Below are 15,336 nucleotides of genomic sequence, written 5' to 3' on the forward strand. Positions count from 1 at the left end.
GCGGGTGTGTGCCCCCGCCCCGGCCGGGGAACTTGACCGCCCGTCCGGCCCGGTGAGAGGAGCGCGAGTGTCAGCGTCAGCGCGGGACGGCGGGAGCCGGGAGACCGGGTACGAGCCGGACCCGCACCGCTGGCGGGCCCTGTGGGGCACCCTGGTGGCCGGCTTCATGAGCCTGCTGGACGTGTCGATCGTGGCGGTCGCCCTGCCGACCATCCAGCGGGAACTGCACGCCTCGGCCTCCCAGGTGCAGTGGGTGGTGTCCGGCTACGCCCTCGCCTTCGCCCTCGCCCTGGTGAGCGCCGGCCGGCTCGGCGACGCCCTGGACCGGCGGCGCATCTTCCTGCTCGCCCTCAGCGGTTTCGTGCTCTTCAGCGCCGCCTGCGGAGCGGCCCCCAGCATCACGCTGCTGGTCGTGGCCCGCCTGGCCCAGGGACTGGCGGCCGGCTTCATGGCACCGCAGAACTCGGCACTCATCCAGCAGATGTTCCGGGGCGCCGAGCGCGGCCGCGCCTTCGGCTTCTTCGGCGCCACCGTCGGCATCTCGTCCGCGGTCGGCCCCCTCGCGGGCGGCCTGATCCTCGCCCTGGCCGAGGGCCCCGAAGGCTGGCGGTGGATCTTCTACATCAACGTCCCCATCGGCGTCCTCGCCGTGCTCCTCGGCCGCCGCCTGCTGCCCCGCACCCGCAGGTCCGGCCGCGGGCACGTGGACCTGCCCGGGGTCGTCCTCCTCGGCCTCGGCGTCCTGGCACTGATGTACCCGCTGGTGCAGGCGGAGGCCGGCGGCCTGACCGGGCTGTGGTGGCTGTTCCCCGTCGGAGCCGTGCTCCTGTTCGGCTTCACCCGCCGCCAGCACCGGCTGCTGGCCCGCGGGACCCAGCCGCTGCTCGATCCCCGGCTGTTCACCACCGTCCGCGGCTACGCCGTCGGCGCGGGCGTCGGCGCCCTCTACTTCATCGGCTTCAGCGGCATCTGGCTGGTCTTCGCCCTCTTCTACCAGCACGGCCTCGGCTGGTCCCCGTTGCGGTCGGCCCTGGCGGTGACGCCCTTCGCCGTCGGCTCGGCCTGCGCGGCAGCGGTGTCCGGGCGGCTGGTGGACCGGCTCGGCCGGCTGCTCACCGTGGGCGGACTGGCGGGTGTCATCGCCGGCCTGGGCGGCACCGCGCTGCTGCTGCGCTTCGCGCCCCTGGACATCGCCCCGTGGCTGACCGCCCCGGCCCTGTTCGTCGGCGGCCTCGGCGGCGGCTGCGTGATCTCACCCAACATCACCATGACGCTGCGGGACGTGCCGGTGCGCATGGCGGGAGCGGCGGGCGGCGCGCTGCAGACCGGGCAGCGCCTCGGTGCCGCCGTCGGGACCGCCGCCCTGCCCGGCCTGTTCTACCTGGTGCTCGCCCACCATGGTGACGACTACCGCGGCGCCCTCTTCGTCGCGCTGGGGGCCGGCATCCTCGGGATGGCCGCCTCGCTCGCCCTCGCCGCCTTCGACTGGCGGCGCGACCGCCGTTCGCGGGAGCCGCACCGCACCTGCCCCGACGACGTCGCCAACAGCCCGGTGCACGCCCGGCAGTCCTGACCCCTCAGGCGGCCGCGGGAGCGTCGTCCCCGAGTTCACCGCGCAGGGCGGCGACCGTGAACGCCGTCATGGACCCCAGGAGCAGCAGCGCGAGCGGACCCCAGATCGCCCAGATCGACCAGATCGGCCAGCCGTTGGCGGTCTGTGCCCACAGGGTGAGGATCGCCGCGACCCCCAGCCCGACGCCGTGCCACCGCACCACCCGCCCGGCCTTCTGGTGCCGCTCGCCGCGCGCGAGAAGAGGCCACAGCCCGCCGACGAGGGCCGCCAGGCCGAACGAGACGCAGGCCAGCGCGCCGCCGAGCCGGTCCGCGGGCCATCCCACGGGCCCGTCGGACGTCTGCTGCCGCCCGCCCCCGGGGCCCCGCACCTCGACCACCCGGCCGCGCCAGATGACGCCGGTGACCCGGTCGCCCGGTTCCAGCCCCGACAGCACGGGCCCGGTGCGCGGGAACGTCACCCGCCACGCCTCGCCCGACGGCAGCACCAGCCGGGCCTCGGGCGACGCGGCGCGCTCACCGCGGTTCAGGTCGATCTCGCGCACGGTGAACGACTGCTCCTCAACGCACCCGGACGCCCTCACGGGCAGGGAGGCGCAGGCCCGCGCGGCCCGGTACTCCCGCTCGCGGTCCAGCGCGCCGCGGACCTGCAGCGCCGACGCCACGCCCACCCCGGTGACCAGGAGCGCCAGCAGCGTCCACAGAACGGACCGGGCCACCCTGCCCCGCGACGAATCCACCGTCTCCCGCCCCCTCCCCGGTGCCCCCGCACCGGCCCACCCGATCATAGGGACGCGCCCGCCGCCGGCCACCACCGCGGGGCCGCGGGTGACCGGCGGCCGCTGCGCTACACCACCTCCGCCCGGCCGGCCGTGTCGTCGAGGAAGCCGCCCGACTGGTGCTGCCACAGCTTGGCGTACGCGCCGCCCGCCGCCAGCAGCTCCTCGTGCGTGCCCTGCTCCACGATCCGTCCCCGGTCGAGGACGACCAGCTGGTCCATGCCCGCGACCGTGCTGAGCCGGTGCGCCACGACCAGCGCCGTCCGCCCGTCCATCAGCCGCCACAGCGCCTCCTGGACGAGCAGCTCGCTCTCCGAGTCCAGGGCGCTCGTCGCCTCGTCGAGCAGCAGGATCGGCGCGTCGCGCAGGATGGCCCGGGCGAGCGCCACCCGCTGGCGCTGGCCACCGGACAGCTTCACGCCTCGCTCGCCCACCATGGTGTCGAAGCCGTCCGGCAGCGAGTCGGCGAACTCCGTGACGTGGGCCGCCTCGGCGGCCCGGCGGACCTCCGCGTCGCTCGCGTCCGGCCGCGCGAAGGCGATGTTGTCCCGCAGCGTGCGGTGGAACATCGCCGGGTCCTGCGGCACGTAGGCGATCTGCCCACGCAGGTCGGCCTGGCGCAGCCGGCTGATGTCCTGGCCGCCGATCAGGATGCGCCCGCCGTCGATGTCGGTCATCCGCAGCAACAGCCGCGTCAGGGACGTCTTGCCGCCACCGGACCGCCCGACCAGGCCGATCCTGCTCCCGCCGGGCACCGCCAGGTCGAGTCCCTCGAACAGGGGACGGCCGCCGCGGTGCGCGAACGTGACCTTCTCGAAGCGGACGTCGGCGCCCCGGGGCCGCAGCGGCTCGGGAGCCGGCGGGTCGAGCACGGTCGGCGGGGTGAGGAGCAGTTCGGTGAACTGCGCGGCCTCCGTCATCGAGCTCTCCAGCCGCCGGTAGATCTGGTTGAACTCGAACATGATCCGCGTGGCGTTGCTGTAGTAGGCGAAGGCGACCACGATCGCCTCGACCCCGTGCGTGCCCCCGCCGAGCCCGACCGCGAGCAGCAGACCCATCGCGTTGGTGAGCACCGACATCGGCGCGACCAGGGTGTCGATGCGCAGATTGCCGTAGTCCCACGAACGCAGCGTGAGCCGGCGCGAGCGCGCGACCCGTGAGCGGTGCTCGGCGGCCTCGCGCCGTTCCGCGGCGAAGGCCCGCACCGTGTCCATGTTCATCAGGCTGTCGGCGACGTGGCCCGACACCCGCGCGATCGCCTCCTCGCGCTGGTCCACCAGGGCCTGCCGGCGCCTCACGAGCGGCGCGACGAGCACCCCCGTGAGCGTGATCATCGCCAGCAGGCCGACGACGAGCAACGGTTCGTAGCGCCACAGCACCACCGCGCCGAACAGCAGCGGCACGAAACTGCCCACGATCTGGAACGTCAGCGTGTCGACGAACTGCTCGAAGCGGGCCGCGAAGCTGAGGACGCGCTTGGTCAGCGACCCGGCGAAGTTGTCGTGGAAGAACGCGGCGTCCTTGGCGAACAGCTCGTCCATCCCGACGACGTACAGCCGCTCGATGCCGAGCGCGTCGAGCCGGTTGAGGCAGTGCAGCGCCACCCGCCACAGCGCCTCCGCGACCAGCAGGACGCCGGCGAAGCCGAGGACGTACGGGAGGGCGGAGTCGAAGGAGACGTGCCCGGCACCGGCGAGGTCGCCGACGAGCTTGGCGACGATCAGTGGCGCGACGTACTGGATCCCGATGTTGCCCAGCGCCATGAGCAGCATCGCGGGAGCCGTCCACCGGCGCAGCCTGGCCAGCTCCCGTCCGTAGTGGCGCAGTGCGAGGAGCACCGAACGCCTGCCCGGTAAAACCCTGTGTGTTTCCGGCGTTTCCATCCCACCCCTGTGTCGTTCTGCGGCCGCCCGCCACGCGTGTGCGGGCAGGGGCCGTCACCGCAACGGATGTGTGGATCGAGAGTCGAGTCCGGAAGTGTCCCGCGCGGGCGGTCGCCCAGTCCAAGCCTTTTCCGGCCGGGCGGTGGTGTCCGGGGAGCACCGGGGCGCGCGTCGGCGGGGACCGGTGGCGCGGCAACCGCCGCCCGTGCCGGGTCCCGCGCCGCCGTCAGGACGCCGCTTCGGCCTCGGGGCGCAGGGTGAAGACCCGGTCCAGGCCGACCAGGGTGAGCACGCGCATCAGGTTGGCGGGTACGCCGGCCAGGACGATGTCGGCGCCGGCGGCCAGAGCGTGCTGGCGGGCGGCCAGCAGGGCGGTGATGCCGGAGGAGTCGCAGAAGTCGAGACCGGACAGCTCCAGGGTGAGGCACTGCCCGGCGGCGAGGGGGAGCTCCTCGATCCGGCGGCGCAGCTCGGGGGCCCGGTCGTAGTCCAGGTCGCCCGCCACGCGGACGGCGGGGCCGGTCGCGGTGTCGCGGTGACTGATGGTGAGCGCGTTCATGAGGCGGGCTTCGTGACGGGGCTGGTCCGGGCGGGGCCGCCGGTCGCCGGGGCGCCGAGGGCGAGCAGGGCGGTGTCGTCGTCCAGCCCGTCGCCGAAGCTCCGCAGCAGTTCGGTCAGCGCGGAGATCAGCTCGCGGGGCGAGGCGGGCGCCTGCTCGGCGGCGAAGGCGTGCAGGGCGTCCTCGCCGTACAGGTCGTCGCGGCCGGTGCCGCGACGGGCCTCGGTGAGACCGTCGGTGTAGAGCACCATGGTGTCGCCGGGGGCCAGCACCGTCTCGGCGCTGCCGATCGGCGCGCGGGGCAGCACTCCGACGAGCAGACCGCCGGGGGTGGGCAGGAACTCGGCACCGCCGCCGGCCCGCAGGACGAGCGCCGAAGGGTGGCCGCCGGAGGCGATGCGCACGGTCACCGAACCGTCGGGGCCGCCGGGCTCGGCGATCCCGAAGATGCAGGTGCAGTAGCGGGGGTCGCCACCGGCCGTGTACCGCTCGTGCAGCACGGCGTTCAGCGTGGCCAGGGCCGATGCGGGCTCGGGGTCGTGGTGCGCGGCGGCCCGCAGCGTGTAGCGGGTCAGTGAGGTGAGCGAGGCGGCCTCGGGGCCCTTGCCGCACACGTCGCCCAGGAAGAACGCCCACCGGTTGCCGTCGACCGGGAACAGGTCGTAGAAGTCGCCGCCCAGCTGGTCCGGGGAAGCCGTGTGGTAGTGGACGGCCGACTCCAGTCCGGGCACCATGGGCAGCGAGTCCGGCACGAGGGACTTCTGCAGCACGGCCAGTGCGTCGGCGAGCCGGGCGCGGTCCGCCTCGGCCTGGCGCCGTGCCTCGTCCGCCTCGGCGCGGGCGCGCTCGGCCTCCTTGCGGCGGTGCAGCAGTTCCTCTTCGTAGGCGCGACGGTCGGACGCGTCGAAGACGGTGATGCGGATGAGCAGGGGCTCGCCCTCGCTCCCGCGCTTGAGCACGGCCGACACCAGCACCGGCAGCCGTCCGCCGCCCGCGCGGCGCATCTCCAGGGCGATGCCGCGCAGCTCTCCCTGCATGCGCAGCAGCGGCGCGAAGTGCGTCTCGTGGTACAGCTTGCCGCCCACGGTCAGCAGGTCGGGGAAACGCTTGCGCCCCACGACCTCCGCGCGGTCCAGGCCCAGCCAGTCCAGCAGCGTGTTGTTGATCTTGGCGATGGTGCCGTCCATCATCGTGGACAGGTAGCCGCACGGGGCGGACTCGTAGAGATCTTCCGCGCTGTCCTCCAGCAAGGCGGTGAAGACCGCGTCGGTGCTCGCCTCGTCCCCGGTCCCCGCGGGGTCCGGCACGCCGCTCGTACGGCACATCACCGCAGTGACTCCATGAAGTCGAGGATCGCCCCGGTGGTCGCCTCCGGCGCGCTCAGCTGCGGGCAGTGGCCCGTGGCGTCCAGGGTGACCAGACGGGACGAGGGGATCGCCGCGTGCACGTACGCCCCGACCTCGCGGGGGGCGATCGCGTCCTGGTCGCACTCCAGCACGAGGGTCGGCACGGACACGCTGCCGAGGTCCTCGCGGCTGTCGGTCATGAAGGTCGTCCGGGCGAAGACCCGGGCGATGTCGGGGTCGGTGGCGCAGAAGCTGTTGGTCAGCTCCTGGCCCAGCTCGGGCCGGTCCGGGTTGCCCATGATCACCGGAGCCATGACGGACGACCAGCCGAGGTAGTTGGCCTCCAGGGAACCGAGGAGTTCCTCGATGTCCTCGGCGCTGAAACCGCCGCGGTACCCCTCGTCGTCGATGTAGCAGGGGGACGGCGTCACCATCACGAGGGCCCCGATGCGCTCCGGCGCGGACCGGGCGGCCAGCACACCCACCATGGAACTGACCGAGTGCCCCACGAACACCGCGTCCCGCAGGTCCAGCTCCTCGCAGACGTCCACGACGTCCTGCGCGTAGCCGTCCAGCGACGAGTAGCGCTCCTCGCTCCACGCCGACAGATCCGATCCGCCGGAGCCCACGTAGTCGAACAGCACCACCCGGTACCGCTCGGCCAGGGCCGGCAGCACCAGGCGCCACATGTTCTGGTCGCAGCCGAACCCGTGCGCGAGGAGGAGCACGGGGGCGTCGGCCCGGCCGATGACGTTCACATTGTTCCTGCGGCGGATGTCCATACCGACCATGGTCCCACCCCACCGGATCAGCCACGACGGCGGGCGGCACCGGGGAGGGGGTTCAGCCCAGGTGGAGCGGGAAACGGGACGCCTCCTCGGCCAGCGCGGCCTGCTCCGCCCCGGTCGGGGCCCGCCTGCCGGTGCCGATCAGCAGCGCGTCCACATCGCTCAGGGACGCCGGGAACGCCGCGCCGGCGATCTCCTCCAGCATCTCCCGCGCCCGGCGGAGCCCGGCCGCCGGCGGTTGCGGCGCGTGCGGCACGTAGGCGATCAGGTCGAGGTGGTGCAGGGTCCACTCCAGCACGTACGCCGACAGGTAGTCCGCCACGGTGAGGACCTCGTCTCGGGTGCCCACCCGCTGGGCCGGATCCGCGAGCAGGGCGGCGCGGCCCGCGGCGGAGCCGACGTCGTCCAGATGGAACGTGAGCAGGCGCGGATCCTCGTACGCGGACGCCAGCCGGACGGTCAGCGCGTCCAGGGGGTCGTCGCCGGTGGGCGGCGCGGCGGAGACCTCCCAGTACGTCAGCGCGTCCCGGGTCGGCTCCCGGTCCGACGGGGTCGCCAGGGTGATGAGCACGTCCTGCGCGTCGATGACCAGATGGCACACCAGATCCCGCACCAGCCAGCCCGTGCAGCCGGACGGACGCCCGAAGTCCTCGTCGTCGAGGGCGGCGACCGCCCCGCGCAGCGCCGTCCAGGACGGTGAGAAGAGATCCACCCCGAGAACGTAGTGCGGTCCGGCGGGGAGGGACAAGCGCCTTTCGGGGCAGTCGAATCGGGGACGAGGCGGTCGCGGAGGCGCGTTGCCGCGATCCCCTCACGCACGAGGCACGTTCCGGCACCGCGAGACCCACCCGGACGGGATCGGTGAGCCACGGCCGTCATGGAACCCCCAGCACCTACCGGCCGCGGCCGACGAGGACGCCCGCCACCCGGCCGACTCCGCCCCGGCCGGAGGAACGACCCGCCTCGCCCGTGTCAGAGCCGATCCCGTGCGACCTGCTGCACCACGCCCCGTTCGGCGGCTCGTTCCACTGCGCGACCCTCGACGTCCGCCGCCGCGGCCCCTTGCAGTCCTACGTCGACTGAACCGGCGAGCCCTCCGGCACGGCACCCGCCCGTCCGGCGACCAGGGCCGCGAGCTCCTCCGGCGTGCGGGGGCAGGGCTCCGAACCGGTCACCAGGCCGTGGGCGCGCAGCAGTTGCGCGGCCGCGGCGCCCCACGGCAGCCGCAGTCCCGCCGCGTGCAGCAGGTCGGTGCGCGCCAGGGCCACCGGGGCCGGCCCGGTGCGCACGCCGGACGGGGTGAGCAGCGCCGCGTCGTCGGCCCAGCGCAGGGCGAGGTCGACGTCGTGGGTGGCCATCACCACGGTGGTGCCGTTCGCGCGGAGTCCGTCCAGGGTGGTGAGCAGCCGTTCCTGGCCCTCCGGGTCGAGTCCGGCCGTCGGCTCGTCCAGGATCAGCACACGCGGGCGCATGGCGACGGCGCCCGCGATGGCGGTCCGTTTGCGCTGGCCGTAGGACAGCAGGTGCGTGGGCCGGTCGGCCAGGGCGGTGATGTCCAGGGCCGCCAGCGCCTCCGCCACCCGCTCGCGCACCTGCCCGTCCGGCAGACCGAGGTTCAGCGGCCCGAACGACACGTCCTGCTCCACGGAGGCCGCGAACAGCTGGTCGTCCGGGTCCTGCACCACGAGCTGCACCGTCGTCCGCAACCGGGTCAGCCCCTTGCGGTCGTACGTCACCACCCGCCCGTCGAGCGACAACGCGCCCTGACGCGGGCGCAGTCCCCCGCTCAGCAGCCGCATCAACGTCGTCTTGCCGCTGCCGTTGCGGCCGAGCAGGGCGAGTGCACGGCCCTCCGTGATGGTGAAGTCCAGACCGCTGAGCACGGCCGGGCCGTCCTCGTAGGCGAAGGACGCGCCCCGCAGGGCGACGAGGGCGGGCTCGCTCACAGCGGCGGCCTTTCCAGGAGGAAGGTGGCGGCGGCCAGCGCCGCGAGCAGCAGGCAACTGACGGCCGTGAAACGGAGGGAGACGCGCGCTTCGGGGACCAGGACGCGCAGCGTGCCGTCGTAGCCCCGCCCGGCCAGGCCGGCCTGGAGGCGGGAGGCCCGGTCGAAGGCCCGCACGAACGCCGTGGCACCGAGACCGGCCAGGGACCGCCACTCGGCGCGGCGGCCGGTGTGACCGAGCCTGGCCGCCTGCGCCTGCCGGATGCGGCGCACGGAGTCCAGCAGCAGGAAGCTCATCCGGTACGTCACCAGCGCCACGTCCACCACGGGAGCCGGGACCCCCGCGCGCACCAGGCGCGGCAGCAGGTCGGACAGGGGCGTGGTGAAGGCGAACAGCAGTACGCCGAGCGAGGCCGCGGAGGTGCGCAGCATCAACTCCCCGGCCCGCGCCGGACCGTCGGCGGCGAGGGAGACGAACCCGCCCGGCCCGCCGACCTGCACCAGCAGGGTCAGCGCGCCGGTCGCGCAGAAGCCCAGCGGCACCCGGTAGGCCCGCCACAGGCGCCGCCCGGGCACACCGGCCGGACCGAGCAGGACCACGACCGCGGTGACGAGCACCAGGGCCGCGCCCGGCCAGGGCGGCAGGCAGACGGCCAGCACGGTCAGACCCAGCCCGAGCACGGCCTTGTCCACGGGGTGACGGTGGCGCCAGCGGCTGCTGTGCGCCGCCGCGTCGATCGGCAGCACCCGGACTCAGTCCTTCGCGGTGACGGACTCTCCGGCGGCCGGGGGAGCGGCCGCCGCCTCCCGCTCCAGCGCCCGCTGCTCGCCCTGCCGGCGTCCGCGGCGCAGACCGAAGTAGTAGGCCAGGACACCGGCGCCGAGCGCGGCCTGCAGGGAGAACAGGGCCGACTCGATCTCCCCGGACGGCGGTTCGTACAGCGGGGAGAACCACGGCTCGTAGTCGGGCTCGATCTCGGTGATCGCCGTCTCGGCCTCACCGTCGGCGCCCGCGAAGGGCTCCTCCTTGTGGTCGCCGAGGCCGAGCACGAGCGGCAGCACGGCGAGCGCCGCCACGACGAACAGCAGCAGCAGATTGATCTTCGTATTCCGGCTCATCGGGCCACCGCCTCGGTCTCGTCACGCGTCTGCCGGGCGGTGAGCAGCACGCCGAGCCGGGTCAGCTCGCCCTTGCTGGACTGCACCAGCAGCCGCATCACGAGGACCGTCAGCAGTCCCTCGCTCACCGCGAGCGGGATCTGGGTGACCGCGAAGATGGAGCCGAACTTGCCGAGCGCGCCCAGGAAACCGCTGCCCGGGTCGGGGAAGGCGAGCGCCAGCTGCACGCTGGTGACGCAGTAGGTGGACAGGTCGGCGACGAACGCGCCGCAGAACACCGTCACCATCAGCGGCACGTCCAACCGCCGCAGCAGCTTGTACACGGCGTACCCGGCCCAGGGCCCGACGATCGCCATGGAGAAGACGTTGGCGCCCAGCGTGGTCAGACCGCCGTGGGCGAGCAGCAGCGCCTGGAACAGCAGGGTGATGGTGCCGAGCACGGCCATGACGGGCGGCCGGAACAGGATGGCCCCCAGGCCCGTGCCGGTCGGGTGGGAGCAACTGCCCGTGACGGACGGCAGTTTCAGCGCGGACAGGACGAACGTGAAGGCGCCGGAGGCGCCGAGGAGCAGCGTGCTCTCCGGGTGCTCGCGCACCTCACGGGTGAGTGACCGGACCCCGTGGACGACGAACGGCGCCGACGCGACGCCCCAGGCGACCGCGTGCGCCGGAGGAAGGAAACCCTCGGCTATGTGCATGGCTCAGCAGACCCTCTCCAGCACCTCGTGGATGGTTGACGCGCCTTGGCCGGTCTCCTGGCTGACGGGTACCACCGCCCGGACTCCGCCTTCCCGGGTCACAAGGACCCAGTGGCTGCCCGCGAGGGCCGGAGCCGGACTTCCCGATTCACAGTGGCGAGGGCCGCACCGGCATCACACCGGATTTCCCGTTCACCAAGGCCAGGTGACAATAAGGCCCGGATCAGGACGAGCACAACCCGCACCCGGGGGGCGCGCGAGGGGCGCCCCCTCGCACACCGGCGCACCTGGGGCTCCGCCGAGGGAACGCCTGGAGGGTTCAGTCGTCGCCCTCGTCCCCGCCGTCCTCGCCCTCACCGTCCCCTTGCGGCCCGGGCAGTTGCTCCTGCTCCGGCTGCTCCGCCTCCGCCGGTGGCTCGGCGCCCGCGTCCGGTGGGGCTGCGGTGCCCGCGGCAGTCGGAGAGGCGGGAACCTGCTCGGCCGGCGCCGTGCCGGGCGGGGTGACATCGGCCACCGTCCCGGTGGCCGGCGTGGCGGCGGCCGGGCCGGAGTCCGGCCGCGATCCGGACGCCGAGCCGGAACCCGTCCCGGCGGCGGGGGTGCTCGCGGTGGGCGAGGGGCCCGGGTCGGTGCCCTCCGTGGCGGTGTCGTCCGGCGAGAACCACTGCATGCCGATGAGCATCGCGGCGACGAACAGCGCCGCGGCCGCGACCGCGGCGACGGCCTTGGAACGGTTTCCGCTCCCGCCGCCGCGCCGCCCGCCGCGCCCGGGACGCCCCGCCTGCGCCGCGCGGGCCGCGCTGCGGGACCCGGGTGCCGCGGGCAGCGCGTACGTGGTCGGGCTGCTCGTCTCCGCGCCCTGATAGGTGCCGTGAGCGGCCGGCGCGGGCCGGGGCCGGGGCCGTACGGGCGATGACATCTCCGGCAGCGGCTCGGGCAGCCCCCGCCAGGCGCCGCCCGCGAACCACTCGGCCGCCTGCTGCGCGGTGGGCCGGTCCTCGGGCTGCTTGGCCAGCAGGCCCAGCAGGTAGTTCTCGAACGCCGGCGGCAGACCGGAGACGCCCAGCTCGCGGGGCGGCACCGGAACGGCGTCGAGGTGCTGGTGGAGCAGGGCGACGGCGCTGTCCGCCTCGAACGGGGGGCGGCCGCTGAGGAGCTGGTAGAGCACGCAGCCCAGCGAGTACATGTCCGAGGCGGGGCCGGCGGGTTTGCCCAGGGCGCGCTCGGGGGCGAGGTACATCCCCGTACCGACGATCTGGCCGGTGGCGGTGAGCGCGGCGCCGGGGTCGTCGAGGAAGCGCGCGATGCCGAAGTCGCCGATCTTCAGGGTGCCGCGGGCGTCGAGCAGCAGGTTGGCGGGCTTCACGTCCCGGTGCACGATGCCCTGGGCGTGCGCGGCGGCGAGGCCGGCGGAGGCCTGTGCCGCCAGGACGGCCACGCGCTCGGCGGGCAGCGCGCCCGACGTGGCGAGCACCTGGGAGAGACTGTCGCCGTCGACCAGCTCCATCACCAGGTAGAGCCGGTTGTCGAACTCGCCGAAGTCCAGCACGCCGACCACGTGGGGGTGGTTCAGGCGCCCGGCGGTCTGGGCCTCCAGCCGGAACCGCGAGGTCGCCGTGGCGTCGGTGTCCTGGGGCAGCAGCAGCTTGACGGCCACCGCTCTGGCGAGCGTCTCGTCGTACGCGCGCCAGACCTCTCCCATTCCACCGCGCCCGATCTCCACATCCAGCCGGTAGCGGCCCGCTAGCAGCACTCGTCCTCGTCTCACGCTCAGGGGAAGGTCCGTCGCCGCAGGCCGAACTCCCCGCGCATGCGCGGGGATTGCTGAGGGCTGCCGCAGCCGCCCCAGGATACTGGCGCCGCGCGCCCCCGCGGTCCCCCGGCGGCGGGCCCCCTCCACGACGGGGCGGACGGCCCGCCCCGCGCGACCCGCAGAGCCCTGCAGGGCGGGCCGGGCCGGTCCGCCCCACGGCCCGGGCCGCGGCGCCGCGGCGGAAGCCCGCCGCGATCGGCGGCAGCCCGGCGGCCGGAGACCGGCGCAGGCCGAACCGGTCGCCCGGCCCACGGGTCACCGGGGGGGGGGGGCGGGTGCGCGAAGTGTGGTGGCCCCGTCCCGACGGCCCCGGACAGGGAGCAGGCCGCGTGGCCCGTTCAGTCCTCCGACGGTGCGAGCAGTACGAACTCCGCCCCGGCAGGGTCCAGGCAGACGGCCAGCCTGCCGACGCCCTCCATGTTCTGCGGTCCCATCTGCACCTCGCCGCCCTTCTCCGTGACGCGGGCCGCCGCGGCGTCGCAGTCCTCGACCGCGAAGACCGGGTGCCAGTACGGCCGTCCGTCCGTCAGCGTCAGGTCCTGCGCACCCAACTCCATCAGCCCGCCGTGCATCCGGTCCTCCGGCAGGCCCGCCGGCGTGATGAGGGTGTACGTGCCGGCGCCGCCGGGCAGCGGCATGTCGCTGAACTGCCAGTCGAACAGGCCGCCGTAGAACTCCCTGGCCGCCGCCGCGTCGGTCGTGAACAGTTCGACCCAGGACAGCGAGCCCGGCTCGTCCACCAGATCCAGGCCGGCGGTCGTCCCCGGCTGCCAGACGGCGAACTGGCCGCCCAGAGGGTCGCTGTACTGGGCCATGCGGCCCCACTCGTCGAGGTCCATCGGCTCGACCCGGACGGTACCGCCCGCCTGCCGCACGGCCTCGGTCGTGGCGTCCGCGTCGGGCACGCTGTAGTACAGCATCCACGCCGGGCGCGCGCCCTCCTCGGTCAGCTTGCCGAGGCCGCCGACGACCTTGCCGTCCTTCTTGAACATCCCGCCCTCGATGTTGTCGCCGTTCTCGCCGTTCTCGCTCTCGCCCATGGACTCGTACTCCCACCCGAGCACGGCGCTGTAGAAGGACGCGGCGGCCCGGACGTCCGGAGCTCCGAGGTCGAGCCAGCAGGGGGAGCCGGGGGCGTACTCCGTGGTGATCATGGCGGTGCTTCCCTTCAGCGAGTCGTGGGCCCAGCGTGACACCGGGCACCCGGCGGCGCGCGCCGCCGCTCTCCACTCGGGGGACGCCGGGGCCGGGCGGGGAGCCGCCGCGAGCGGTGCGAAGGGGCCGGGGTGTTTCAGTGGACGGACAGACCGCCGTCCACGAACACCGACTGGCCGGTGACGTACGCGGAGGCCTGGCTCGCCAGGAAGACGGCCGCGCCCGCGAAGTCCCCGGGCAGACCGTTGCGCCCGATCATGGTGCGGGCGGCCAGGGTCGCCACGGCCTCGGTGTCGGACTGCAGGCGGGCGTTGAGGGGCGTCATGACGAAGCCCGGCACGAGCAGATTGCAGGTGACGCCGCGCGGCGACCACGCCTCGGCCTGGGAGCGGGCCAGCGCCTCCAGACCGCCCTTGGAGGCGCCGTAGGCCCCGCTCTGGACGAACGCGCGATGTGCCTGCTGGGAGCTGATGTGGATGATCCGCCCGTAACCGCGCTCCGCCATGCCGGGGCCGAAACGCTGCCCCAGCAGAAAGGGGGCCTCGAGGTTGACGGCCATCGTGGCGTCCCAGACGTCCTCGGTGAGCTCGTCCATGGGCGGACGCAGGTTGATCCCCGCGCTGTTGACGAGGATGTCGGGTTCGCCGAACACCTCGACCGCGCCGTCCGCGGCGGCCCGCACGCCCGCGCGGGTGCTCAGATCCGCTGCGACCCAGGCGGCCCGGCAGCCGAGGTCCGTCAACTCCGCGACTGTAGCGGCGAGTTCACCCTTCCTCCGTGCCACGATCACGACGCTCGCCCCGGCGCGGGCCAGGGCCACGGCGATGGCCCGCCCGATGCCGGAACTGCCGCCGGTGACCAGCGCGACGCGGCCCTCCAGGGAGAACAGTTCGGCGAGGTAGGCGGGTGGCGTCGGGGTGCTCTGCGTCGGCTGGTTCGTCATGCCGCCCCACTTTAAGCGGGAGGCGGGGTGGTGCCGGACGCGGGCCAGATACCCCTCGGGGGTATATAGTCGTCGCATGGACCGCATCGTTCACGACTCCGATGGCCATGACCCCGGCAAGCACGGTCACGAGGGGGGCGACTCCGGGCGGCGTCCGCACGGGTCCGCCTCCTGGGGCACGGCGGTGAAGGCGACGCTGCACTGCCTGGCCGGATGCGCGCTGGGCGAGATCCTCGGCATGGTGATCGGCACGGCACTGGGGTGGGGCAACGTGCCCACCATGGTCCTGGCGATCGCCCTCGCCTTCCTCTTCGGCTACTCCTTCACCCTGGTCGCCGTGGTGCGCGCCGGTCTCGGTCTCAGGGCCGCCGTCCGGGTCGCCCTGGCCGCGGACACGGTGTCCATCGCCGTGATGGAGCTGGTCGACAACGCGATCATCGCCCTCACGCCCGGTGCGCTGGACGCCCACCTGGCGGACACGCTGTTCTGGACCGCCCTCCTGGGCGGCTTCGCGGTGGCCTTCCTGATCACCACGCCGGTGAACAAGTGGATGATCGGCCGCGGTCTGGGTCACGCGGTGGCCCACGCGCACCACTGACGGGCGCGGGCGCTGGCGCGGGAAGCGCGGGTGGGGGCGGTCGGGCGGAGGGCATCCGCTCCCTCGTCGTGGCCTGGATCACATGGCGGGGATTGAGTGCCCGGGCCGGGTGTTCCGCGTACCCATGGGTGCAGAACG

The 15,336-nt window shown here is 74.1% G+C and carries 15 protein-coding genes and 1 riboswitch; of the genes, 2 read left to right on the forward strand and 13 right to left on the reverse strand.

Annotated elements, in window-relative coordinates; genetic code table 11:
* The first annotated feature begins 67 nt into the window (after nt 1-67).
* Complete coding sequence (locus ACZ4M5_RS03575; RefSeq protein WP_467732615.1) at nt 68-1,573, forward strand: MFS transporter; 1,506 nt, start codon at nt 68-70, stop codon at nt 1,571-1,573.
* Nucleotides 1,574-1,577: 4 nt separating this feature from the next.
* Here ACZ4M5_RS03575 and ACZ4M5_RS03580 read toward each other — a convergent pair whose 3' ends face one another.
* From ACZ4M5_RS03580 to ACZ4M5_RS03640, 13 genes are all read right to left on the reverse strand, one after another.
* Nucleotides 1,578-2,291 carry a hypothetical protein gene (locus tag ACZ4M5_RS03580; protein ID WP_467732617.1) on the reverse strand — a complete coding sequence of 238 codons (714 nt, stop codon included), beginning with the start codon at nt 2,289-2,291 and terminating at the stop codon, nt 1,578-1,580.
* A gap of 128 nt (nt 2,292-2,419) precedes the next feature.
* Nucleotides 2,420-4,234 (reverse strand): ABC transporter ATP-binding protein, encoded by a 1,815-nt coding sequence (locus tag ACZ4M5_RS03585; RefSeq protein WP_467732619.1) that lies wholly within the window; start codon nt 4,232-4,234, stop codon nt 2,420-2,422.
* A gap of 226 nt (nt 4,235-4,460) precedes the next feature.
* Entirely contained in the window at nt 4,461-4,793 is a 333-nt protein-coding gene (locus ACZ4M5_RS03590; protein ID WP_467732621.1) for an STAS domain-containing protein, read from the reverse strand.
* Nucleotides 4,790-6,118: a PP2C family protein-serine/threonine phosphatase gene (locus ACZ4M5_RS03595; protein ID WP_467732623.1), complete on the reverse strand. Its 1,329-nt coding sequence runs from the start codon at nt 6,116-6,118 to the stop codon at nt 4,790-4,792. Before ACZ4M5_RS03595 ends, ACZ4M5_RS03590 begins: the two co-directional genes overlap by 4 nt.
* Complete coding sequence (locus tag ACZ4M5_RS03600; RefSeq protein ID WP_467732864.1) at nt 6,118-6,921, reverse strand: alpha/beta fold hydrolase; 804 nt, start codon at nt 6,919-6,921, stop codon at nt 6,118-6,120. The genes ACZ4M5_RS03595 and ACZ4M5_RS03600 overlap by 1 nt, the downstream gene beginning before the upstream one ends.
* Nucleotides 6,922-6,982: 61 nt before the next feature.
* Complete coding sequence (locus ACZ4M5_RS03605) at nt 6,983-7,639, reverse strand: maleylpyruvate isomerase N-terminal domain-containing protein (RefSeq protein ID WP_467732625.1); 657 nt, start codon at nt 7,637-7,639, stop codon at nt 6,983-6,985.
* Nucleotides 7,640-7,997: 358 nt separating this feature from the next.
* Nucleotides 7,998-8,873, reverse strand: coding sequence for an energy-coupling factor ABC transporter ATP-binding protein (locus ACZ4M5_RS03610; RefSeq protein WP_467732627.1), 876 nt, complete (start codon nt 8,871-8,873; stop codon nt 7,998-8,000).
* Entirely contained in the window at nt 8,870-9,619 is a 750-nt protein-coding gene (gene cbiQ / locus ACZ4M5_RS03615; RefSeq protein ID WP_467732629.1) for a cobalt ECF transporter T component CbiQ, read from the reverse strand. Before cbiQ ends, ACZ4M5_RS03610 begins: the two co-directional genes overlap by 4 nt.
* 6 nt (nt 9,620-9,625) lie before the next feature.
* A complete protein-coding gene (locus ACZ4M5_RS03620) occupies nt 9,626-9,991 on the reverse strand; it encodes an energy-coupling factor ABC transporter substrate-binding protein (protein ID WP_467732631.1) in 366 nt (121 codons plus the stop codon).
* Nucleotides 9,988-10,689: an energy-coupling factor ABC transporter permease gene (locus ACZ4M5_RS03625; protein WP_467732633.1), complete on the reverse strand. Its 702-nt coding sequence runs from the start codon at nt 10,687-10,689 to the stop codon at nt 9,988-9,990. The genes ACZ4M5_RS03620 and ACZ4M5_RS03625 overlap by 4 nt, the downstream gene beginning before the upstream one ends.
* 30 nt (nt 10,690-10,719) lie before the next feature.
* Nucleotides 10,720-10,904, reverse strand: a riboswitch (cobalamin riboswitch).
* Between the two features lie 104 nt (nt 10,905-11,008).
* Complete coding sequence (locus ACZ4M5_RS03630) at nt 11,009-12,457, reverse strand: serine/threonine-protein kinase (protein ID WP_467732635.1); 1,449 nt, start codon at nt 12,455-12,457, stop codon at nt 11,009-11,011.
* A gap of 383 nt (nt 12,458-12,840) precedes the next feature.
* Nucleotides 12,841-13,656, reverse strand: a complete 816-nt coding sequence (locus ACZ4M5_RS03635; RefSeq protein WP_467732637.1) for a VOC family protein — start codon at nt 13,654-13,656, stop codon at nt 12,841-12,843.
* Nucleotides 13,657-13,793: 137 nt separating this feature from the next.
* The gene (locus ACZ4M5_RS03640) at nt 13,794-14,600 is read right to left on the reverse strand and encodes an SDR family NAD(P)-dependent oxidoreductase (protein ID WP_467732866.1); all 807 of its coding nucleotides are present in this window, start codon (nt 14,598-14,600) and stop codon (nt 13,794-13,796) included.
* A 76-nt stretch (nt 14,601-14,676) separates the two neighbouring features.
* Between ACZ4M5_RS03640 and ACZ4M5_RS03645 the strand changes: the two genes are divergently transcribed.
* The gene (locus tag ACZ4M5_RS03645) at nt 14,677-15,198 is read left to right on the forward strand and encodes a DUF4396 domain-containing protein (RefSeq protein WP_467732639.1); all 522 of its coding nucleotides are present in this window, start codon (nt 14,677-14,679) and stop codon (nt 15,196-15,198) included.
* Nucleotides 15,199-15,336 lie beyond the last annotated feature (138 nt).

It is taken from the genome of Streptomyces sp. NPDC026246, from assembly GCF_055567995.1.

Bases quoted from the DNA above. Each gene is read 5' to 3' on its own strand.
- ACZ4M5_RS03600 (WP_467732864.1), bottom strand. From the start codon at position 6,921: ATGGACATCCGCCGCAGGAACAATGTGAACGTCATCGGCCGGGCCGAC.
- ACZ4M5_RS03590 (WP_467732621.1), bottom strand. From the start codon at position 4,793: ATGAACGCGCTCACCATCAGTCACCGCGACACCGCGACCGGCCCCGCC.
- ACZ4M5_RS03640 (WP_467732866.1), bottom strand. From the start codon at position 14,600: ATGACGAACCAGCCGACGCAGAGCACCCCGACGCCACCCGCCTACCTC.
- ACZ4M5_RS03625 (WP_467732633.1), bottom strand. From the start codon at position 10,689: ATGCACATAGCCGAGGGTTTCCTTCCTCCGGCGCACGCGGTCGCCTGG.
- ACZ4M5_RS03585 (WP_467732619.1), bottom strand. From the start codon at position 4,234: ATGGAAACGCCGGAAACACACAGGGTTTTACCGGGCAGGCGTTCGGTG.
- ACZ4M5_RS03635 (WP_467732637.1), bottom strand. From the start codon at position 13,656: ATGATCACCACGGAGTACGCCCCCGGCTCCCCCTGCTGGCTCGACCTC.
- ACZ4M5_RS03645 (WP_467732639.1), top strand. From the start codon at position 14,677: ATGGACCGCATCGTTCACGACTCCGATGGCCATGACCCCGGCAAGCAC.
- ACZ4M5_RS03595 (WP_467732623.1), bottom strand. From the start codon at position 6,118: ATGTGCCGTACGAGCGGCGTGCCGGACCCCGCGGGGACCGGGGACGAG.
- ACZ4M5_RS03620 (WP_467732631.1), bottom strand. From the start codon at position 9,991: ATGAGCCGGAATACGAAGATCAATCTGCTGCTGCTGTTCGTCGTGGCG.